Source organism: Roseateles sp., from assembly GCF_036404855.1.
Lineage (GTDB): Bacteria > Pseudomonadota > Gammaproteobacteria > Burkholderiales > Burkholderiaceae_C > Pelomonas.
The window spans coordinates 1-20,776 of the sequence record NZ_DASWYS010000164.1 but is presented as its reverse complement, the minus strand read 5'-3'; the positions used below and the strand labels follow the sequence as shown (position 1 = coordinate 20,776).

Sequence of the window (20,776 nt, the reverse complement as noted above, 5' to 3'; positions counted from 1 at the left end):
CTAGTCAGGTGTTCTGCGGAAAAGCAAATTGCGGGCCCTTCGGGGTCGAGTCGGGCCAGCGCTGCATCACGGCCTTGTGCTTGGTGTAGAAGCGCACCGCCTCCGGGCCGTAGGCATGGTGGTCGCCGAACAGGCTGCGCTTCCAGCCGCCGAAGCTGTTGAAGGCCATGGGCACCGGCAGGGGGACGTTGACTCCCACCATGCCGACCTGGATGTGATGCACGAACTCGCGTGCAACATGGCCGTCGCGGGTGAAGATGGCCACGCCGTTGGCGTACTCGTTGGCCTCGATGAGGGCGATGGCGGCGGCCAGGTCCGGCACGCGAACGATGCACAGCACCGGGCCGAAGATTTCCTCCGTGTAGCAACTCATGTCGGCGCCAACACCGTCCAGGATGGTGCCGCCCACGAAGAAGCCGTCCTCGTGGCCCGCCACGCGGTAGCCGCGCCCGTCGACCACGGCCTTGGCACCCGCCGCCACGCCTTCGCCGATCAGCCGCTCCACGCGCTGCTGCGCGGCCCGCGTGATCAGCGGGCCCATCTCGGCGCCGGCCTGGTGGCCCTCGGCGATCCTCAGTGCCTTGACCCGCGGCTCCAGCGCGGCGACCAGCTTGTCGCCCACGTCGCCCACCGCGACGGCCACCGAGATCGCCATGCAGCGCTCGCCGGCCGAGCCATAGGCAGCACCCATCAGTGCGTCAACGGCGCCGTCCAGGTCGGCGTCCGGCATCACGACCATGTGGTTCTTGGCGCCGCCCAGCGCCTGCACGCGCTTACCGTGGGCGCTGCCCACCTTGTAGATGTGTTCGGCCACCGGCGTGGAGCCGACGAAGCTGACCGCCGCGATGCCGGGGTGGGCCAGGATGGCGTCGACGATGTCCTTGTCACCCTGGACGACGCTGAAGATGCCGTCCGGCAGGCCGGCCTCTTTCAGCCAGCGGGCCATCAGCAGCGAGGCCGACGGGTCGCGCTCGCTGGGCTTGAGGATGAAGGCGTTGCCGCAGCCGATGGCGATGGGGTACATCCACATCGGCACCATGGCCGGGAAGTTGAACGGCGTGATGCCGGCCACCACGCCCAGCGGTTGGCGCATGCTCCAAGCGTCCATGCCGCGGGCGATCTGCTCGGTGTATTCGCCCTTCAGCAGCTGCGGCATGGCGGTGGCGAACTCGACGACCTCGATGCCGCGCGCCACCTCGCCCAGCGCGTCGGGCAGCGTCTTGCCATGCTCTCGCACCAGGGCCTCGGCGAGTTCCTCGCGACGGTCCTGGAGCAGGGTGAGGAACTTGAACAGCACGCGGGCGCGGGCCAGCGGTGGTGTCTGCGCCCAGGACTTGACCGCCTGCGTGGCGGAGGCCACGGCGGCGTCCAGGTCGGCCGCGCTGCCCAACAGCAGCTGGCCTTGCACGCCGCCGGTGGCGGGGTTGTGGATGTCCTGGCGGCGCTCGCCCGTACCGCGGCTGACGCCGCCGTTGATCCAGTGACCGACTTCGTATTGACTCATCGCATGTCCTTCAAGCGCACGCAGGGCGCATGGGGTTGTTCGGATGCGTGGTCCAGTTGGCGTAGGTGCCGTCGATAACACGGCCGGTGCGCGCATCGGTCTCGCCCGGCTGGAGGGCACGCATCGTGATGGTGCCAGGGACGGGGCAGATCGACACGCACAAGTTGCATCCAACACACTCGGCTTCGTTGACGTGGAAGTGGCGCTTGCCATCCTTCGTGGCCCAGATGGCCTGGTGAGAGGTGTCTTCACAGACCACGTGGCAGCGGCCGCACTGGATGCAGCTGTCCTGGTCGATGACGGCCTTGTCGACGTGATTCAGGTTCAGCTGGTTCCAGTTCTTCACGGTGGGCACGGCCCGGCCCTGGAAGTCGGCCAGCGAGGTGTAGCCCTTCTCGTCCATGAAGCTGGACAGTCCTGAGCACATGTCCTGCACGATCTTGAAGCCGTAGACCATGGCGGCCGTGCAGACCTGTACCGTGCCGCAGCCCATGGCGATGAATTCGGCTGCGTCGCGCCAGGTGGTGATGCCGCCGATGCCGCTGATGGGCAGGCCTGCCGTGGCGGCGTCGCGGGCGATCTCCGCCACCATGTTCAGCGCGATGGGCTTGACGGCCTGGCCGCAATAGCCGCCGTGCGAGCCAAGCCCGTCGGTGGACGGGCTCATGACCATGCGGTCCAGGTCCACGCCCATCACCGAGTTGATGGTGTTGATCAGGCTGACGGCGTCCGCGCCGCCGGCCTTGGCGGCGCGCGCGGGGTAGCGAACGTCGGTGATGTTGGGCGTCAGCTTGACGATCACGGGCAGCCTTGTGTGCTGCTTGCACCACTCGGTGACCTGTTGGATGTATTCCGGCACCTGACCTACGGCCGATCCCATGCCCCGCTCGCTCATGCCATGCGGGCAGCCGAAGTTCAGCTCCACGCCGTCGGCACCGGTGTCGGCCACGCGGGCCAGGATGTTCTTCCAGCTCTCTTCGTTCACCGGCACCATCAACGAGACGACCATGGCCCGGTCGGGAAAGTCGCGCTTCACGCGCCGGATCTCGTCGAGGTTGACCGGCAGCGGACGGTCGGAAATCAATTCAATGTTGTTGAAGCCGATGACGCGCCGGTCTTGGCTCCACAGCGTGGCATAGCGCGGGCCGTTGACGTTGACGACCGGTGGGTCCTCGCCCAGTGTCTTCCAGACCACACCGCCCCAGCCTGCCTCGAAGGCGCGTCGCACGTTGACTTCCTTGTCGGTCGGCGGGGCCGAGGCGAGCCAGAAGGGGTTGGGGCTTTTGATGCCCAGGAAATCGGTGCTCAGGTCAGCCATGGGTGGCCTCCGTCGTGTCGGGGTGGCGGGCGTTGGCGAGGCCCAGGTGACGGTCGATGGCTTGCGCGGCGCGCTTGCCATGCTCGACGGCCTCCACGGTCAGGTCCTTGCCGCCGGCGCGGCAGTCACCACCTGCCCAGACGCGCGCCAGGCTGGTCTGGCCGTCGGCGTCGGTCTTGATGCGGCCCGACTTCAGCTCAAGGCCGGCACCGGCCGGTTCGGCCTCGTAAGTCTGGCCGATGGCGCGCAGCACCATGTCGGCCTCAATGACGAACTGCTCGCCGGTGTCCACCAACTTGCCACTTTCCAGCCGGGTCGCCGCGAAGCGCATGCCCTTGAGCACACCGCCTTCCGCGACGACGGCCAGCGGTCTTGCCCAGCAGCGGATGGTCACGCCATGCGTTTGCGCCCAGTGCTGCTCGTGGATGGAGGCGGATAGGCCGTCGATACCGCGTCGGTAAGCCATGGTGACTTGCTGGGCGCCCAGCAGCCGGCTCTGTACGGCCGCATCGACGGCCGTCATGCCGCCGCCAATGACGACGACCCTGCGGCCCACGGCGACGATTTCCGGCGCGCTCTGGCGCAGTTCGGCGATGAAGTCCACGGCGTCGCGCAGGCCCGGGAGCTGGGGCTCGGCGATGCCCAGGGCATTGACGCCAGCCAGCCCCAGACCGAGGAAGACCGCGTCGAACTCGGAGAGCAGGCCATCGAGCGTGATGTCCCGGCCGAGTCGACAGTTCAGCCTCGGCGTGATGCCGCCGATGCTCAGCAGCCAGTCGATCTCGCGCTGCGCAAAGCCGCCCGCGACCTTGTAGGTGGCCAGACCGTATTCATTCAGACCGCCCAACTTGGCTGCGGCATCGAACAGCACCACGTCGTGCCCGCGCCAAGCCAGCCCGTGCGCTGCGGCGAGGCCGGCTGGGCCGGCGCCCACCACTGCGACGCGCCGTCCCGTAGGCATACCGCGCGTGAACAGCGGCTTGCCGGGGCGGGCCAGGTGCCCCTCCACCGCATAGCGCTGCAGCATGCCGATTTCCACCGGCTTGCTCTCATGGGTGTTGCGCACGCAGGCTTGTTCGCACAGCACTTCGGTCGGGCAGACACGGGCGCACATGCCACCCAGTGGGTTGGCCGTCAGGATGGCCTCGGCCGCGCCGCGCACATTGTCCTGCGCGACGCGCTGGATGAAGCTGGGGACGTCAATGCCGGTGGGGCAGGCCGTCTGGCAAGGCGCGTCGTAGCAGTAGTAACAGCGCTCTGCCTCGATCAGCGCCTGGGCGCGGCTCAGCGGCGGATGGGCATCCGCAAAGTTGCGGGCATAGTCTTCAGGACCGAGCCGGCCTGATTTCAAATCTGCAAGGTCCACGGGAGTCTCCCTGGGGAAAACAGGCAAACATTACTACCCTGTAAAACTTGACCGAAGCGTAAAAACCCGCAGCTTCAGCTTGGTGCACACACCGTCAAAATGCAGCATATGACTGACATCGCCCCCGTGACGCGCACGCCGCGCGCCGCCACCCTGCGCAAGCAGGAGGCCATCCTTGCCGAGGCCGAGCGGCAATTCGCCCGGTTCGGCTTCGAGGGCGTCAGCCTGGACAGCATCGCTGCGGTGTTGGACCTCTCCCGCCAGAATCTGCTCTACCACTGGCCCAGCAAGGAAGACCTCTACCGTGCCGTGCTGGACAGCGTGATGGGCGAGTGGATGGCCAACATGAGCGCCATCGCCGAGGCCCATGAGCCGGAGGCGGCCATTCAGACCTACGTGGCGGTCAAGCTGCGATTCAGCCGCGACAGGGCCAGCGGCAACGCCGTGTTCACCCGCGAGATCATGGCCGGCGCGCCGCGCTATCACGACGTGCTGAAGAACCAGGTCATGCCGCTGCTGCATGCCGACGTCGAGCGCTTCGAGCGCTGGGCCAACGAGGGCCTGATCAGGCGCGTGGACTTCACGCACCTGATGTTCCTGATCTGGTCGTCCACCCAGGCCTATGCCGACCTCGGCGCGCAGTTCTCGCTCTACATGGACAAGCCGGCGCTCGACGATGAGGACTTCGAGGCCGCGCGCGAGCTGATCGTGGACCTGATCTGGCGGAGCCTGAAGGTCTAGCCTCGCTGCCTGAGCCGGTGCAGCGCGACGCCGCCGCACAGCAGCGTGAAGCCCAGCAGCACGGCCGCTGCCATCTCCGGCGCGATCCAGCGAAACTTGGCGACGCCGCCGGCCGCGAAGGCGAGCTGGTCCAGGTGGAAATGCGGCCAGAACACGGTCTGGAAATGCATGGACGCAGGCAACGGGAAGAACACACCCGACAGGTACAGCCCCGGCAGATAGGCCAGGTTGGCATAGGCTGGTGCGGCCGAGCCGCTGGCCAGTGCACCCATCATCAAGCCCAGCGCGCAGAACGGGATGCCGCCGGCGACCAGCACGGCGCTCATGGCCAACAGCTGCGCACCATCCAGTCGTGCCTGGCCGGTGACGGCGGCCAGTACGAGGATCGGCATGTAGGCGATGGCGCCGCAGGCCACACCCGCGACGATCTTGGCCACGAGCCAGGCGCCGGGCGGCGCGGGCTGGGCGCGCTTGAGTGTCAGCAGTCCCTGCTCGCGCTCCATCGCCAGATTCGGACAGGTGGCGAACAGTGCGGCCATCGTCACGGCCATCACCGAAAAGCCGCTGAACATGAAGCGGCCCGCGTCGGCGTCTTTCGCAACCGCCTCACCGGCCACCGCGAAGGCGAACAGCAAGTAGGTGCCGACCGGTAGCAGGAACATCGGCAGGGCGAAGGCCGGCGCGCGCAGCAGGCGCAGCAGTTCGAGACGGATTTCGAGGGCGTAGGTGTTCATGCGGCTTCCCGGGTCAGGGCGTTGAAGGCGTCGTTGAGGCCGGCCGGCTTCACTTCCAGCCGCGCGAGCTTGGGATCGGCGGCGAGCAGGCGGCGCACGATGGATTCGGCGTCGGTGGCGACGATGGCCAGGCGCGCGTCGTCGCCGGCCACGTCCACGACGCCCGGCCAGCACCGCACCTCGGCGGCGGGCAGGGCCGTCTCACAACGAATGTGGCGGCGCGACACCAGCGCGCGCATCTCATCCACGCTGCCCGTGGCGACCAGGCGGCCCTTGGCGAGCACGGCGATGCGGTCGGCGAGGGCCTCGGCCTCTTCGAGGTAGTGCGTCGTCAGCAGGATGGAGCAGCCCTCGCGCAGCAGCGCGCGGATGCTGGCCCACAGCGCCTCGCGGGCCTGGAGGTCGAGGCCGACGCTGGGCTCGTCGAGGAAGAGCACGCGTGGCCGGCCGCAGATGGCGATGGCGAACTGCACCTGCCGCTTCTGGCCGCCCGAGAGCTTGCCGTAGGGCCGCCCGGCCAGCGACTCGATGCCGGCGCGCGTCAGCGCTTCCTGCACCGTCATCGGCTGGGCGTAGTAGCTGGCCGACAGCGCGACCAGCTCATGCACGCGCAAGTCCTTTGGCAGCTCGACGTTTTGCATCATGACGCCCAGCCCGCGGCGGCGCTCGATGTCCTGCGGGGCCCCGCCCAGCAGGTGCACGAGGCCGGCGTCGGCCTCGTTCAGGCCCAACCACAGCGAGATGGCTGTGGACTTGCCGGCGCCATTGGGGCCGAGCAGGGCCAGCAGTTCGCCGCGCTTCAGGTCCAGGTCCACGTGGTCCAACGCCGCGAGCGCGCCATAGCGCTTGGACACGCCGCGCAGTTGCGCGACCACCTCGCCGTCGTCCGCCGGCGCCTCCGTCGACGCCGGTGCATGGCGCGGGTAGGCGCGGCCGTTCAGTACGCGGCCGATCAGCGTTGGGCGCACGAGGAAGTGATAGCCAAGCAGGAGCAGCAAGAGGGTGGTGGCGACGATGAAGGGGTACTTCAGGCCCCAGGGCAGCGGCCAGTCGCCCACCCAGACCTGCAGGCCGGCGACCAGCGGCAGGTGGGCGAGATAGATCCAGTAGGACGCATCGGCCAGGTAGCGGACGGCCGGACGGTGGCCTGACAGGAAGCGCAACGCCAGGCCGGTGATGGCCAAGCTCCAGGCCCAGGCGGACACGACGAAGGCCAGCGCGAAGACCAGCTTCGGTTGATCCGCCATGCCGAAGGGCGGCTGGGTCTTCAGGACGTAGAGGCAGAGCGTCGACGACGCGGTGGCCAGGACCAGATGCAACAGCCAGCGCCCGCGCAGTGCGGCAAGCGCTCCGGGCGCGCGCTGCGTCAGCCAGCCGAACCCGAACGCCATGCCATAGCCCACCGTCGCCGGCAGTTGCGGCACCAGGGACTGGTCCGGTGTCGGGATGCCGGCCAAGGGCAGCCATGAGGGCAGGGACAGAAGCACCCCCGCCAGCGGCAGGCCGAGCAGCAACGCGCCCGCCGGCCAGCGGATCGCACCGGTCGTGACCCGGTCCACGAGCCCGCGCAAGGCCTGGTGCTGATCCAGGCGCGCAACCGCGCCTCGCAGCAGCAGCGCGCCGGCATACAGCCAAAGCAGCTGGTACAGGAACCACAGGTGAACCAGCGGAAAGGCGCCGGCCGCCGCGGGCAGGTCCGACATCGCGGGCGGTGTGCCGTGGAACACCTTCTGCAGGCCGAGAAACCAGACGAAGGAAATTGCGGGGAAGAGCAGCATCCAGCCCACCACCAGCGGCAGGGCAATGCGCCGGGCGCGGTTGGCCCAGAAGCCCCGCGTGCCCAGCCGTTGATGCAGCAGGCGCGCGAAGAAGCCGGCGATGAAGAAGAACAGCGTCATGCGGAAGCTGTGCGCCACGAAGCCGGCGTCCGCGAGCCAGGGGCTGGGCGAGTTGTCGTTCATCGCCCACAGGCCAGGAGGCATGCCGGGAATGAAGGAGAGCGTCGCGTGAAAGGCCACGCCCAGCAGCAAGGCAAAGCTCCGCACTGCGTCGAGGGCATGCAGCCTCTCGCCGTTGGTATTGGGGGGCATGGGGATCCCTTCTAGAGGAAGTCGCGCCGCCGTGCGGCGACGAATAGGGGCAGAGCCAGGGCGAGCGCCAGCGCGCCCAGTTCGAGTGCGAGGGCCAGCCAGAACGTGGCGTTCCAGACGGGCTCGGCCTTCAGCATGTGGGCGCCCAGCTCAGGCACGCGGCCGACGCCCATCATGAACAGGGTCACGCCCATGTTGGTCAGGATGATGACGCCGACCATGCCAGCCTCTGACTGGACATGCAGCACCGCGCACAGCACCACGCTGAAGTTCAGCAGCATGTAGACGCACAGCAGCACGCCGTAGGGCAGCAGGCCGTCCGGGATGCCGTCCAGCGCGGCGACCAGACCCAGCGCGCCCGCGCTCAGGGCGATCCAGGGCAGCAGGAAGCACAGCAGCAGCCCGAGCAGCTTGGCGCGCACATAGTCGCCGGGCGTCAGCGGCAGGCTCATCACGAAAAGTTGGGCGCGCTCCTTGCGCTCGTTGGCGACGCCGAACAGCGCCAGCAGCACGCCTAGCGCGATGGTGGCCGTCAGCCAGACGAGGAAGCCGACATTGAAGCCCGCCTCGCCGCTGGCCGCGACGGGCAGGCCAGCCAACCCTGCGGCCGCCGCGGCGGCCATCAGGCCGCGGTACTGGTGAACCTCCTTGGCGACGAGGCGACGGGTGATGGCGTTCATGGGGTTCGGATCTCCCGGCTGTGCATGACCGTGGCGACGAAGATCTCTTCCAGGCTCATGCGCTGCACGGCCTCGACGGGAGCGTCGAGTTGGGCGAGCAGCGCGTCGCCGAAGCCGTCCACCGTCAGCGTCACGAGGCCGCCATCGCGTTCGCAGCTGACGATCTCGGGCAGGGTCCAGGCCGGCCGCTCCGCGGGCAGGCGCAGTTGCAGGCGGCGCCAGCGTTCGAGGAAGTCCTCCTTGTCGCTGGACGCGACAACGCGGCCGCGGTCGATGAAGGCGATGCGGTCGGAGATGCGCTCCACGTCGAGCGTGTTGTGCGATGAGAACAAGATGGCACGGCGCTCGTCGCGGAGCACGTCCATGAACTCGGCGAGCAGTTCGTGGCGGGCGACGGGGTCCAGCCCGGAGGTCGGCTCGTCCAGAACCAGCAGTCGCGGGCGGCGCGCCAACGCGAGCAGCAACAGGGCCTTGGCCTGTTCGCCGCTGGAGAGGCTCTTCACCGGCTGCTCGGCGCGCAGGCCGAAGCGTTTCAGCATCAGGGCTGCGTAGGCTGCATCCCAGCCCGGGTAGATGGACGCGACGAATCCCATATGCCACGCCAGCGTTGCGTGCTGAAACAGCCGCATGTCGTCGCTGACGAATCCGACGTCGGCCTTGGCCGCCGCCTGTTCGCGCGGCATCTCGTGGCCCAGCAGCCGGATCTCGCCGGCATCCGGCGCCAGCAGCCCCATCAGCAGCCGGATCGTCGTGCTCTTGCCCGCGCCGTTGGGGCCGACGAGACCCATGATCTGGCCCGGCTCAAGCGCCAGCGACACGTCACTCAGGGTGAAGAAGGGGAAGGACTTGCCGACGCCCTTCATCTCGAATGCTTTGCGGTCGTTCATGCTTCGGGTTCCTCGGAGGGCAGCGCCTGATGCAGCCGGCCCATCAACTCGCGCGCGCTCATGCCGAGCGTCGCAGCGATGCGGGCGGCGGCGGCGAGGTGCGCGTCCAGTTCTGCGCGTTGCGTGGCCTGGGCCAGGTCGCGCGCGTCAGCGATGAAGGAGCCCCGGCCCTGCCGCGTCACGATGACGCCCTCGGCTTCCAAGTCGAGATAGGCCCGCTTCACCGTGATGACGCTGACCTTCAGGTCCGCCGCCAATGCGCGGATGGAGGGCAACTCCCGGCCCGGCGGCCAGTCCCCCGTGGCCACGCGCTGACGGATCTGCTCGGTGATTTGCAGATACAGGGGCCGCGCATCGGCCTGGGCGATGATGAGACTACTGTGCATACTGTTTATACACAGAATACGCGATGCCGGGGCCCCGCGCAACCCAGGCCAAGAGGGCCTGCGTAGAATCCCGCCTTCATCCGAGGAGCGCTGCGAGGGTTGAAGCCCCCAGGCTCGGATCGTTCCCAACTGCGCTCATCGAACAGCCCCCCGCGTGGACCGACTTCGATGACCCTCTCGCCGCCCCCTCTCAAGCTCTCCGGACTGGAGCCCGTCGCCATCGACGCCGGCAGCCTGTTCGTCAACATCGGCGAACGGACGAACGTCACCGGCTCCAAGGCCTTCGCCCGCATGATCCTGGCGGGCCAGTTCGAGGATGCGCTGGCCGTCGCTCGCCAGCAGGTGGAAAACGGCGCCCAGGTCATCGACATCAACATGGACGAGGCCATGCTGGACAGCCAGGCGGCGATGGTGCGCTTCCTGAACCTGATCGCGGGCGAACCCGAGATCGCGCGTGTGCCCATCATGATCGACTCGTCCAAGTGGGCGGTGATCGAAGCCGGCCTGAAGTGCATCCAGGGCAAGGGCATCGTCAACTCCATCTCCCTGAAGGAAGGCGAAGCGGAGTTCAAGCGCCAGGCGAAGCTCGTCAAGCGCTACGGCGCCGCGGCCGTCGTGATGGCCTTCGATGAGCAGGGCCAGGCCGACACGTTCGCCCGCAAGATCGAGATCTGCGAGCGAGCCTACCGCTTCCTCGTCGACGAGGTGGACTTCCCGCCCGAGGACATCATCTTCGATCCCAACATCTTCGCAATCGCGACGGGCATCGAAGAGCACGACAACTACGCGGTGGACTTCATCGAGGCGACGCGCTGGATCAAGCAGCACCTGCCCGGCGCCAAGGTGTCGGGCGGCGTGTCAAACGTGTCGTTCAGCTTTCGCGGCAACGAGCCAGTGCGCGAGGCCATCCACACGGTATTCCTGTACCACGCCATCCAGGCGGGCATGGACATGGGCATCGTCAACGCCGGCATGGTGGGCGTCTATGACGACCTCGATGCCGAACTGCGCGAACGCGTGGAGGACGTGGTGCTGAATCGCCGTCCCGACGCCGGCGAGCGCCTCATAGAGATCGCCGATCGCGCCAAGAGCGCAGGCAAGGACGACTCGGCGCGCCTGGCCTGGAGGGCGGGAGACGTCAACGAGCGGCTGTCGCATGCGCTGGTGCATGGCATCACGGACTTCATCGTCGACGACACCGAGGAGGCCTGGCAGGCGATCTCCGCCAAGGGCGGCCGGCCATTGCATGTCATCGAAGGCCCGCTGATGGCCGGCATGAATGTCGTTGGTGACCTGTTCGGGCAGGGCAAGATGTTCCTGCCTCAGGTGGTCAAGAGTGCCCGCGTGATGAAGAGCGCGGTGGCCCACCTTGTGCCCTACATCGAAGAGGAAAAGCGCCGACTCGAAGCCGCCGGCGGCGACGTGAAGAGCAAGGGCAAGATCGTCATGGCCACGGTTAAGGGCGATGTGCACGACATCGGCAAGAACATCGTCACGGTGGTCCTGCAGTGCAACAACTACGAGGTCGTCAACATGGGCGTCATGGTGCCGGCCCAGGACATCCTGAAGAAGGCCAAGGACGAGGGCGCGGACATCATCGGCCTGTCTGGCCTTATCACCCCCAGCCTCGAGGAAATGCAGCACGTCGCGGCCGAGATGCAGCGCGACGACTACTTCGCGTCGCGCCATATGCCTCTGCTGATCGGGGGCGCGACGACCAGCCGCGTGCACACGGCGGTCAAGATCTCGCCGCACTACGAAGGCCCGGTGGTCTACGTGCCCGATGCCTCGCGCGCCGTGGGGGTGTGTTCGGAGCTGCTCAGCGACGAGCGCGCGGCGGCCTATATCGCCGAATTGAAGGCCGACATCGAGAAGACCCGAGCGCTGCATGCGGGCAAGAAGCAGACGCCGCTGGTCACGCTGGAACAGGCGCGCGCTAACAAGGCGGCGCTGGACATGACCCGCCTCGCACCGGCGCCGAAGTTCACTGGTCGCCGGGTGCTGAAGAATCTCGACCTCGCAGAGCTGGCTCGCTATATCGACTGGGGCCCCTTTTTCCAGACCTGGGACCTCGCCGGACCCTATCCGGCCATCCTCGACGACGAGATCGTCGGGACCGAGGCGCGCAAGGTGTTCGCCGACGCGCAGGCCATGCTGAAGAAGATCATCGACGGCCGCTGGCTCCAGGCTCATGCCGTCTTCGGCCTTTACCCGGCCGCGCGCGTCAATGAGGACGACATCGAGATCCAAAGCGAGCCGCCGATGACCTGGCACGGCTTGCGCATGCAGAGCGAGCGCCCGGTGGTGGACGGCGTCAAGCGGCCCAACCGCTGCCTGTCCGATTTCGTGGCCGGACAGGGCGATCACGTGGGCCTGTTCGCCGTGACGGCCGGCCTGGGCGTGGATGGGAAGGAAGCCGAATTCCTCACCACCCACGACGACTACTCCGCCATCATGCTCAAGGCCCTGGCTGACCGCCTTGCCGAGGCAGCTGCTGAATGGCTGCACGAGCGCGTTCGTCGCGATTTCTGGGGGTATTCGCCCGATGAGGCCCTGAGCAACGACGAACTGATCCGCGAGAAGTACCTGGGCATCCGCCCAGCGCCCGGCTATCCCGCCTGCCCGGACCATCTCGCCAAGCGCGACCTCTTCCGCGTGCTCGCGCCGGAGGAAATCGGCATGGGCCTGACCGACAGCATGGCCATGACGCCGGCCGCCAGCGTCAGCGGCTTCTATCTGGCGCATCCCGACGCGGCCTACTTCAACGTGGGGCGCATCGGAGACGACCAGTTGGCCGACTGGGCGGCTCGCTGTGGCCTGACCGAGGCCGACGCGCGTCGCGCGCTCGCACCCCTGCTCGGTTGAGGTTCGCGCCGGCCGGGCCGGCGCAGCATCTGCTTACCTTGCCGACCCAGTGCCGCGGCCTCGTCCTACGCAGGCGGTGTCGGCGCCTGGGCATGCTCGGGGTCATCTCAAAAAATTGACGGAGGCCCCATGTCGACCCCCACACTTCCTGCCAAGTCCTCCCAGATCGTCGCCGCCGTGGCTGTCGTGCTGGCGCTGCTGGGCGCAGCCTACGCGGTGGGGCGTTCCCAGGGGCAAGAGCCCGTGGTCGAGGCACCGCCTCAGGCCGCACAGAGGCTGGCCAGCGCCGAGGCAGCGCGCGAAGCCGTGCGAGACGCCAGGCCCGCCCCCGTCGTCGAAAGCCAGTCGCAGCCGGCCCTGTGCCGCAACTGCGGCCGGGTGACCGATGTGCATACGGAGACACGTCGCGGCAAGAGCAGCGGCGTGGGCGCTGTGGGCGGGGCCGTGGTGGGCGGCCTGCTGGGCAACATGGTGGGCGGCGGCAACGGCCGCAAGCTGGCGACTGTGGGCGGCGCCGTGGCCGGCGGCTATGCCGGCAACGAGATCGAGAAGAACCAGAAGACCTACACCGTCTGGGTCGTGCAGGTGAAGGAAGGCGATGGCCGCACGCGCCGCTTCGAGCGCAGTGCCGACCCCGGCCTGCGCGTCGGCGACGAGGTCCGCCTGACGGAGAACGGCTTCGTGCGGAGCTGAGTCGTTGCCTGGCCGGTTGCCTGGGCGACGCCGGCCAGTGGCATAGCTTTGGCCCCTGGGGGCGGTGAGATGGCGTCGCTGCCGGCCCGGTCGGCCGCCGTGCGCGCCGACCGGCGAGGCTTCAAGGCCGAGCGCCCCAGCAGGCCGTCGTGGCCGACTCCAGCCCGGCGCCAGCGGCGACTTGCCACACCTTCCGCAGCGCACACCTTGGTGCGTGGGCGACTCCTGGCGCGCGGGCGCTGCTTTCCTCGCCGCGCCGACAAGGGGCGTTGTCTCGCGGGGCGCCCGGTTCAGCGCTCGCGTGTCGGGCCACCTGCACCTTGAACGGCACGCCGGTTGGTCCAGGAAGGCGCCGCTGAGCTGAGCATGTGTGGTTGGCCACAGTTCGAGGCTTGCGACCTGCAAGGTGAATCAACCACTTAGCGACATTCTTTGATCGGTTCGTTGGAGGGGCAGTTCAAGGTTAACAAGTCTTGGCCCTGAGCCGCTCAGAGTTAACGGGGTCTACCAAATGCGGTCGGCCGGAGAGGCCTGCCAGGGCTAAGAAACTCGGTTTTCAGTCCGCAATCACCCGGACACGAAAACCTGTGTGCAGATGTATCCTGCAGGGTATTCGGAGAGCTGCTCGTGTCGAGCGACGCGCATTAACCGCAGCCGCCGGGGAGGGTTGAGCCGTGTCCTATGCGTCGGCGGCATTGCCGTTTAGGACCCGCTGCGTGGTGGGTCGCGACGATAACTTGGTGGTCTCCGATACCGGCGACTATCTGTTCCTGTCCGGCCACGAACTGGCGACGCTCGAAGCTGATCCGGACGCCCTCGATTTGGACTTGCGCGCCCGGTTGCGCTCCAAGTTCATGCTGGCCGACAAAGGCGCCCAGCCTGGCTTAGATCGCCTTCGGCGATCTCGAATTGCTGCGCGGCAAGAGGTGGCGACCCAAGGGCCGGCGCTTCACATCATTGTTCCCACGTTGCAGTGCGCGCATTCCTGCAAGTACTGCCAGGTTTCTCGCTCACTTGAGGCAACCCGTTTCACCATGAGCGCCGAAGCGCTCGATGCTTCCTGCGACACGGTTTTGCAGAGCTCGGCGAATCGGCTGACGGTCGAGTTTCAGGGCGGCGATCCGCTGCTTCGATTTGATCTGATCGAACATGCCGTGGAAAGAATCTCTGCGTCGCGTGAGCTCAACGGCCGCAAGGTCCGTTTCGTCGTTGCGTCGACATTGCACCAGCTGACCGACGGCATGTGCGATTTCATGGCGCGCCACGACATGGTGCTGTCCACCAGCATCGACGGGCCCGCAGAGTTGCATAACCGCAATCGGCCAATACCGACGCGGGACTCATACGAAAGAACCTTGGCCGGCATTGAGCTGGCCCGGCGCCGGCTTGGGCACGACAAAGTGTCGGCATTGATGACGACGACCCGCGAGTCGCTGGAGCATCCGGAAGGCATCGTCGACGAATACGTGAAGCTCGGCTTCTCGGAGATTTTTCTTCGTCCCCTGAGTGCCTACGGCTTCGCGAAGCGGAATCAACGGCACCTTGGCTACAGCCTCGACGACTTCCAACGGTTCTATGTCCGGGCGCTCGAGCGCGTGATGGAATGGAACTCGCACGGCGTCGCGTTGCGCGAGGTCTACGCGTCGATCATCCTCAACAAGCTCCTTTCGCCGTTTGATGCCGGCTACGTCGATCTCCAGAGCCCCTGCGCGTCGGGGCGCGGTGTGCTGGTCTACAACTACGACGGCTTCGTGTACCCCAGCGATGAGGCGCGGATGGTCCTTGAGTCGGGCGACGCCAGCTGGCGCATGGGCCGCATCGGCGAGCCGCTGAATGCGCTACTGCAGTCTGACGCGGCGCGGGTGATCGCGTCCACCGGCGACCCAGGCCGTGCCGAGGGCTGCAAGGACTGCGTTTATCGTCCGTTTTGTGCACCCAACCCTATCGACGCCAAGGCGCAGCACGGGAGGCCCGACGTATCGCCTGCGCTGACTGAGCACTGTCAGCGGCACCTGTGGCTGTTCGATCACTTTGTCTCCCGCGTGGATGCAGCGGGGCCGGCGCAGCTCGCTATCTTCCATCGCTGGGCTGGAACCGCGGGAGCGACAGCATGAGGTCCGTTCAGTGCGAGCTTTCGTCGGAGCTGACCTCTGGTGTGCGAAGGGTGGTGAGCGCTGAAGAGTTGGCCGGCGAATGGACGCCCGAAATCAACTTCCTGGTTCTCGCTAACTCGCCAGAGGATCTAGCCCTGGCGGAGCGCCTTGTGGCCGGCGACCTGAAGAACGTCGCCTGGGCTGCAAGCGCGGATCTCATGACGGGCGATGTGGTGAAAGTCGATGCGGCGCGCAGCAAGGTCGTTGTCCTTCACCGCGAGACGGATCAGCATCACTCGCTGTTCGTGACGAACAGGTGCAACAGCCTCTGCCTTATGTGCTCGCAGCCGCCGACGCCGAACGCTGATCCGTGGTTGCTAAAGGAGGCCCTGGATACGCTGCGCCACATGCGTGCGTCCCCGAGGCGGCTTGGCGTCACGGGTGGCGAGCCCACGTTGCTCGGTGCCGACCTTGTCAATCTGCTTCGATCAGCGCGCGCGCTGCATCCAGCGACCGGTATCGAAGTGCTTACGAACGGGCGCCGTTTGGCCGACCCGGGGCTCGTGTCCCAGCTGTTTGGGCCAGCTGTCGAGAACGTCAGCTGGTTGGTCCCGCTCTACGGCCATGCCAGCTATCTGCACGACTTCGTCGTCCAGGCGCCGGGCGCGTTCGACCAGACCATCGGTGGCATGCTGACGTTGCAGGAGCACGGCCAACCGATCCAGCTCCGCATCGTGCTGATCGAGCCGGTGTTGCGTCAGCTCGGAGAACTCGCGCACTTCATCGCGCTGAACCTGCCTTTCGTGCGCGAAGTGGCCTTGATGGCCAGCGAGCCTATCGGCTTCGCCCTTGCAAATCGTGAGGTCTGCGACGTGGATTTGCGCGACTGGCAGGAGACGCTCGTTGCAACAATCGCCGCGCTGAGGCGCCATGGTGTGCCCGTGATATTGATGAACACGCCACTCTGCGCGCTTCCAGACGAGCTGCGTAGCTTCGCGCATCGCAGCATCTCCGATTGGAAGAACGTGTTTGCTGCCGAGTGTGAGGGCTGCTGCGCGAAAGATCAGTGCGCCGGGCTCTTTGCGTGGCATGAGCGCGGCTGGAAGCCGACTCGAATCCAACCGATCCAGGAGATCGTCTGATGAGCAAATTCATCCGCAACCTGGCGCTGTTTGTCGCGGGCCTGCCGCTAATCTCGCCGCGCGCCTCAGAGGGCGCCGTGGCGGGACCGACTGCGGGGTCAGGACCCCAACCCAGCATTGTTCCGTTGCGTCCGCTGAACTTCGAACGCGAGAATCTATTTGCCGGACATCGCTCGCATTCAAGCCACAGGTCGCATTCGAGCCACTCGTCGCACTATTCCGGTTCCAGCGGCTCTTCTGCCGCGCCGGCACCGACGCCGCCGGCGTCAAGTCCGACGTTGAACCTGTATCCGGAACCCGCGCCGGCGCCGCTGCCGGGCCGAGTCCCCGGGTCACCGCCGCCGGCACCGATTCGCTTGCTCAATGAGCCCAATACACCCAGCTCAAGGCTGACTCCATCGGCGGCTGGTCACGCCGGGCAGGCTGGGTCGAGCCTCGGCGGAGCTTCCCGCTACAGCGGCGTGGCTGATGCTCCACCGAGCCTGAGCTTGGATGAAAAGCGCAAGCTGCAGGTGATGCGGGTGCAAATAGCGCTCACTAGACTCGGCCTTTATAGCAACCAGGTTGATGGCATCCTGAACGGGGAGACCCAGGAGGCGCTCAAGCACTTTCAGCAATTGAAGGGGCTTCCTCGATCGGGGACTATGACAACGCCAACGCTAAACGCGCTAGGCGTGCCAGCGGCGAACTAGTCGGCTTATGTGCCTAACGAATCTTGGCGTGACATCTAGCGACGCTCGACCGTCTGGCTTTTGCGAACGCAGCGGCAGTTCAGGTCGCTTATTTACCTATACCCGGGGAGCTACGAGTGCCACTGCCGCAAGTTGATCGTGAAGCGGTCTTAAAGGCGATTTCGGAGTTCGACGAGACCTTGCGAGAAAGCCCAGATTTCCTGAATTGGGAGCAGAGCAGGGCCCAACGATGGTTCTTGGAACATGAGAGCCGCCTCTACCCTCCGAAGAAGATCATTGCCATGGCTACGGGTGCGCCTGTTTCTAGCTTCTCAGGAGGCCTAGAGACCAATCAGTACTTGGAGCAAAGAGGGTTTCAGGTCAGGCGACTGAGAGACATGAGCCTTAGAGACCTGTTCAATCGGGTACTTGAGCGCTATCTGACGCTTCGAACCACTCAGGCGTTTGGCAGAAACGAGGAGGCGCGAGAGCTCTTTGGTGAAGCCAGGACCCTGCTGCAAGGTTGGATCAACAGCGCTGGCCTCACCAACCTTCAGGTCGTTGCTTCTTACGGCAAAGGCAATTGGGCTCAAGTGCCTTGGATCGCCGTTCTCGATCGAAGGGAAACCACAACTACGCAGAACGGCACTTACGTTGTCTACCTCTTTCACGAAGCTGGCAACGGCGTCTATCTGAAACTGGCCCAGGGTGTCACGGTTCTCGAGCGTGAACATGGAGCTGATGCGTTTCGGATGCTCCAGGCTTCCGCAGTTGAGATCGGCGAGCAATGCCGACCTTTGCTGCAAGAGGGATGGGACTTCTCTGGCAAGACTGACCTGGGATCGGGCGGCCGCCTTGCTCGGCTGTACGAGGCCTCGACAGCGGCATCCAAGTTCTACGCAAAGGATGCAGTTCCCTCCGATGGGGAGCTTGAGAAAGACCTAATCGAGCTGCTGAAGGCCTATCAGGCGTATGTCGATGAACGAGTCAAACGTGATGGGGCCACCGTAGACGAACGCCCATTAGCTCTGATCGGGACTTGGCGCTCCATCGATGAAGAGCTGCCTCGCGTTCGAGCGGCCATCCAAGATCGAGGTGGGTGGGCCTCATGGTGGAGCTTTCCGATTAAGGACGAGGCGCTGGCGCGACTCAAGACGCCCTTCTATTTGTACGCTCACCAAGGTGGCCGACGCATCGCAGCCAAGTTACGCGTTGACGCCATGCAGACGAGCCGAGGCAACAACGGCATTGAGTCACCTTGGCCCGAGGCAACGGACCCGGAACTTCGCTCCAAGGTTCGTACTGGCAACAGGCAGTCAGAAGTCTTCAAGACGTGGTTTCGCATCGGCACCGTCGAACGCCTGATTCCTGCCCTGGACGTGGACGAGTTGGAGATCGCGGTTGGGCTGTCGACCCCAGAAAGCTTGCTGAACCAGAACACCTTCGGGTACGTAGTCGATGAGGGTGGCACCGAACTGACAGCCCAAAAGGTAGCCGAGGCTCCGTTGATAAAGAAGCGTGACGAGGACATTGAGGTACTTGTCGAGAGGACTGGGCTGCCCCGTGCATTCTTGGAGGAGGTCGTCGACGTACTGTTGGGCTCGGCAAATCCCCAGATCATCTTGGCAGGCCCTCCAGGAACGAGCAAGACATGGCTCGCGCGCGAGTTGTCCAACTTCGTCGCGGCACGCTGCGCAGAGCGAGTTCGGCTGGTTCAGTTCCATCCAAACTACAGCTACGAGTCGTTTATCGAGGGCATCCGGCCCGTCACCAAAGGTGGTGCAGTCCATTTCGAGCTCACGCCAGGCGTGGTGGTGAAGGTCGTGCAGGAGATGCGTCACCAGCACCTTGCCGACGTCCCAGGTGTTGACTACGTTGTCGTGATGGACGAGCTGAACAGGGCGAACCTGCCTCGAGTTCTCGGTGAGCTTATGTACGCCTTCGAGTACCGCGACCAGACAGTGCAGCTGCAGTATTCAGGTGACTTCGTCCTGCCCAAGAATCTGCGCTTTGTAGGCACGATGAACACGGCGGATCGCAACATCCGGAGCATCGACATCGCGCTGCGAAGACGCTTCGCGGTCTTCGAGCTCCACCCGGACTACGAGCTGTTAAAGCGCTTTCACGCTCAGTCAGGAAACCCTTTCGGTCGGCAACTGGCGATGGGGCTGGAGCGCCTCAATCGGATGTTGATTGAAGTGCTGGATCGGCATCACACGATTGGACACGCCTTCTTCATGCGTCCGGGCTTTGATCGCGATGCACTGGCACTGGTCTGGGCGCGTCAAATCCATCCGCTGATTGAAGAGTTCCTCTTCGATCAGCCCGAGCGTCTCGTCGAATTTGAGATCGATCGAATCTGGATGCCGGTTGCCTGATGCGCGAAGAGCAGCTCTGCGAGTCCACTTCAGCGCTGCTTGCACTGGAGCCGGAGCAGGCTTTTTCCTTGAGTCGACTGGGTGCCCAGCTCGCCTCGCGTAGAGCTTGGTGGGGTGCATCGCGCGGCGAGGACGACCGCGACGAGCGATCGGTCATTCGCGTGGAGGCTGCTGCCGATGGGCGGTTTCGCGTCACCGTGCACAACATGATTGGCGCCATTGCACTCGATGGCGTCAACATCCGGATCCTGCCCAAGATCCCGCTGTGTCACTTCCTGCACATCGTCCTAGGAGCCGGCATCCAGCCGCGGGCGGGCGGGGTGGCCCAACTTGAACCGGATGAGTCGTTGGCGGAGCTGGTGGCTCGGTGGTTTATCGCCGATGCGGAGGTACTGGTGCGCCGTGGCCTCCGTTCGGAGTACGCCGAGAGAAGCGAGGAGCTGACCGCTGTACGCGGGCAGGTCCAGCTGCTGGAAACAGCGATGCTTATTCAGCAGGGGCGCCCCGTGGCGGTTTGCAGGTTCGACGAACTTGCACCTGACTCGCCCTTGAATCGGCTAGTCAAAGCGGCGGCCCGAGAGATCGCGATGAGCGCGCAGTTCTCTGCGCACATTCGGCACCGGGCTCGGTTGATCCGTCGTCGTATGGACGGTGTAGGTGACGAAACACCGAGCGACTTTCAGGTCGCAATCGATTGTCTGGCCCGGCACTATGCGACGGTTGTGCCGCTGGCTAAGTTGGTCTTGCTCGGCTTGGGCATAGGAATCCAATTTGGCGATACCGCGGGAAGGACTTTCTTGCTCAGGACGCCGGAGCTAATCGAGGGCGGTATACGGAGAATGATCGCCGGGGCGTTGCCCGGGGTGCAGGTTGAAGCCGGGAGGCTGATGCTCGGTAGAACGGGCCTGTCGCTGAATCCCGACCTTGTCTTCGATCGCGGTAGAGCTGTCGGCGACGTCAAGTACAAGCTCCTGTCGAGGAGTTGGAATCGAGCTGACCTGTATCAAGCACTGGCATTCGCAACTGCGTACCGAACGCGACACGCCTTGACGGTTGGCTTTCATAACCTGGACGTGCCTCGGCCATCTGAGCTGGTCGTTGGCGATGTCGCTTGTCGCGTTGTTGCATGGGACGCGAGGAATGAAGTCCAGCCTAAAGCCGCGCAGGCCGAATTCGAGCGCGACCTGCGGCGCTGGCGTTCAGAACGATTCGGCGCCGATGACGCAAC

At 65.6% G+C, this 20,776-nt stretch carries 16 protein-coding genes and 1 riboswitch; of the genes, 8 read left to right on the top strand and 8 right to left on the bottom strand.

Going from position 1 to position 20,776, the window contains the following annotated elements:
* Positions 1-4: 4 nt before the first annotated feature.
* Genes VGF12_RS10610 through VGF12_RS10600 form a run of 3 tightly spaced genes read right to left on the bottom strand, consistent with a single transcriptional unit; the run spans position 5 to position 4,188 of the window.
* Positions 5-1,504, bottom strand: a complete 1,500-nt coding sequence (locus VGF12_RS10610; RefSeq protein WP_331176004.1) for a CoA-acylating methylmalonate-semialdehyde dehydrogenase — start codon at positions 1,502-1,504, stop codon at positions 5-7.
* A gap of 10 nt (positions 1,505-1,514) precedes the next feature.
* Positions 1,515-2,822 (bottom strand): NAD-dependent dihydropyrimidine dehydrogenase subunit PreA, encoded by a 1,308-nt coding sequence (gene preA, locus VGF12_RS10605; RefSeq protein ID WP_331176003.1) that lies wholly within the window; start codon positions 2,820-2,822, stop codon positions 1,515-1,517.
* Positions 2,815-4,188: an NAD(P)-dependent oxidoreductase gene (locus VGF12_RS10600; protein WP_331176002.1), complete on the bottom strand. Its 1,374-nt coding sequence runs from the start codon at positions 4,186-4,188 to the stop codon at positions 2,815-2,817. Before VGF12_RS10600 ends, preA begins: the two co-directional genes overlap by 8 nt.
* Before the next feature lie 108 nt (positions 4,189-4,296).
* Between VGF12_RS10600 and VGF12_RS10595 the strand changes: the two genes are divergently transcribed.
* Positions 4,297-4,929, top strand: a complete 633-nt coding sequence (locus VGF12_RS10595) for a TetR family transcriptional regulator C-terminal domain-containing protein (RefSeq protein ID WP_331176001.1) — start codon at positions 4,297-4,299, stop codon at positions 4,927-4,929.
* Here the strand turns inward: VGF12_RS10595 and VGF12_RS10590 are convergent.
* Genes VGF12_RS10590 through VGF12_RS10570 form a run of 5 tightly spaced genes read right to left on the bottom strand, consistent with a single transcriptional unit; the run spans position 4,926 to position 9,706 of the window.
* Entirely contained in the window at positions 4,926-5,663 is a 738-nt protein-coding gene (locus tag VGF12_RS10590) for an ABC transporter permease (protein ID WP_331176000.1), read from the bottom strand. The two genes, VGF12_RS10595 and VGF12_RS10590, sit on opposite strands and share 4 nt — an antisense overlap.
* Positions 5,660-7,753, bottom strand: coding sequence for an ATP-binding cassette domain-containing protein (locus VGF12_RS10585; protein WP_331175999.1), 2,094 nt, complete (start codon positions 7,751-7,753; stop codon positions 5,660-5,662). The genes VGF12_RS10590 and VGF12_RS10585 overlap by 4 nt, the downstream gene beginning before the upstream one ends.
* 11 nt (positions 7,754-7,764) lie before the next feature.
* Positions 7,765-8,433, bottom strand: a complete 669-nt coding sequence (locus VGF12_RS10580) for an ABC-2 transporter permease (RefSeq protein WP_331175998.1) — start codon at positions 8,431-8,433, stop codon at positions 7,765-7,767.
* Positions 8,430-9,320 carry an ABC transporter ATP-binding protein gene (locus VGF12_RS10575; protein WP_331175997.1) on the bottom strand — a complete coding sequence of 297 codons (891 nt, stop codon included), beginning with the start codon at positions 9,318-9,320 and terminating at the stop codon, positions 8,430-8,432. The genes VGF12_RS10580 and VGF12_RS10575 overlap by 4 nt, the downstream gene beginning before the upstream one ends.
* Positions 9,317-9,706, bottom strand: a complete 390-nt coding sequence (locus VGF12_RS10570) for a GntR family transcriptional regulator (protein ID WP_331175996.1) — start codon at positions 9,704-9,706, stop codon at positions 9,317-9,319. The genes VGF12_RS10575 and VGF12_RS10570 overlap by 4 nt, the downstream gene beginning before the upstream one ends.
* 76 nt (positions 9,707-9,782) lie before the next feature.
* A riboswitch (S-adenosyl-L-homocysteine riboswitch) is annotated at positions 9,783-9,850 on the top strand.
* A gap of 24 nt (positions 9,851-9,874) precedes the next feature.
* Here VGF12_RS10570 and metH point away from each other — a divergent pair.
* From metH to VGF12_RS10535, 7 genes are all read left to right on the top strand, one after another.
* Positions 9,875-12,571: a methionine synthase gene (gene metH / locus VGF12_RS10565; protein ID WP_331175995.1), complete on the top strand. Its 2,697-nt coding sequence runs from the start codon at positions 9,875-9,877 to the stop codon at positions 12,569-12,571.
* Positions 12,572-12,700: 129 nt separating this feature from the next.
* Positions 12,701-13,264, top strand: a complete 564-nt coding sequence (locus tag VGF12_RS10560; protein WP_331175994.1) for a glycine zipper 2TM domain-containing protein — start codon at positions 12,701-12,703, stop codon at positions 13,262-13,264.
* A 674-nt stretch (positions 13,265-13,938) separates the two neighbouring features.
* Positions 13,939-15,378, top strand: a complete 1,440-nt coding sequence (gene hxsB, locus VGF12_RS10555) for a His-Xaa-Ser system radical SAM maturase HxsB (protein WP_331175993.1) — start codon at positions 13,939-13,941, stop codon at positions 15,376-15,378.
* Positions 15,375-16,499, top strand: coding sequence for a His-Xaa-Ser system radical SAM maturase HxsC (gene hxsC / locus VGF12_RS10550; RefSeq protein ID WP_331175992.1), 1,125 nt, complete (start codon positions 15,375-15,377; stop codon positions 16,497-16,499). The genes hxsB and hxsC overlap by 4 nt, the downstream gene beginning before the upstream one ends.
* Positions 16,499-17,191: a His-Xaa-Ser repeat protein HxsA gene (hxsA, locus tag VGF12_RS10545; RefSeq protein WP_331175991.1), complete on the top strand. Its 693-nt coding sequence runs from the start codon at positions 16,499-16,501 to the stop codon at positions 17,189-17,191. Before hxsC ends, hxsA begins: the two co-directional genes overlap by 1 nt.
* A gap of 116 nt (positions 17,192-17,307) precedes the next feature.
* A complete protein-coding gene (locus VGF12_RS10540) occupies positions 17,308-19,548 on the top strand; it encodes an MrcB family domain-containing protein (RefSeq protein ID WP_331175990.1) in 2,241 nt (746 codons plus the stop codon).
* Positions 19,548-20,776, top strand: a 1,229-nt coding sequence (locus VGF12_RS10535; RefSeq protein WP_331175989.1) for an McrC family protein, incomplete at its 3' end; no start/stop codon positions are given. The genes VGF12_RS10540 and VGF12_RS10535, both read left to right, overlap by 1 nt.

Excerpts from the sequence above, each read along its gene's own strand:
- VGF12_RS10590 (WP_331176000.1), bottom strand. The coding sequence starts at position 5,663 with ATGAACACCTACGCCCTCGAAATCCGTCTCGAACTGCTGCGCCTGCTG.
- hxsA (WP_331175991.1), top strand. The coding sequence starts at position 16,499 with ATGAGCAAATTCATCCGCAACCTGGCGCTGTTTGTCGCGGGCCTGCCG.
- VGF12_RS10560 (WP_331175994.1), top strand. The coding sequence starts at position 12,701 with ATGTCGACCCCCACACTTCCTGCCAAGTCCTCCCAGATCGTCGCCGCC.
- metH (WP_331175995.1), top strand. The coding sequence starts at position 9,875 with ATGACCCTCTCGCCGCCCCCTCTCAAGCTCTCCGGACTGGAGCCCGTC.
- hxsC (WP_331175992.1), top strand. The coding sequence starts at position 15,375 with ATGAGGTCCGTTCAGTGCGAGCTTTCGTCGGAGCTGACCTCTGGTGTG.
- VGF12_RS10595 (WP_331176001.1), top strand. The coding sequence starts at position 4,297 with ATGACTGACATCGCCCCCGTGACGCGCACGCCGCGCGCCGCCACCCTG.
- VGF12_RS10575 (WP_331175997.1), bottom strand. The coding sequence starts at position 9,320 with ATGAACGACCGCAAAGCATTCGAGATGAAGGGCGTCGGCAAGTCCTTC.
- VGF12_RS10570 (WP_331175996.1), bottom strand. The coding sequence starts at position 9,706 with ATGCACAGTAGTCTCATCATCGCCCAGGCCGATGCGCGGCCCCTGTAT.
- VGF12_RS10585 (WP_331175999.1), bottom strand. The coding sequence starts at position 7,753 with ATGCCCCCCAATACCAACGGCGAGAGGCTGCATGCCCTCGACGCAGTG.
- preA (WP_331176003.1), bottom strand. The coding sequence starts at position 2,822 with ATGGCTGACCTGAGCACCGATTTCCTGGGCATCAAAAGCCCCAACCCC.
- VGF12_RS10610 (WP_331176004.1), bottom strand. The coding sequence starts at position 1,504 with ATGAGTCAATACGAAGTCGGTCACTGGATCAACGGCGGCGTCAGCCGC.
- VGF12_RS10580 (WP_331175998.1), bottom strand. The coding sequence starts at position 8,433 with ATGAACGCCATCACCCGTCGCCTCGTCGCCAAGGAGGTTCACCAGTAC.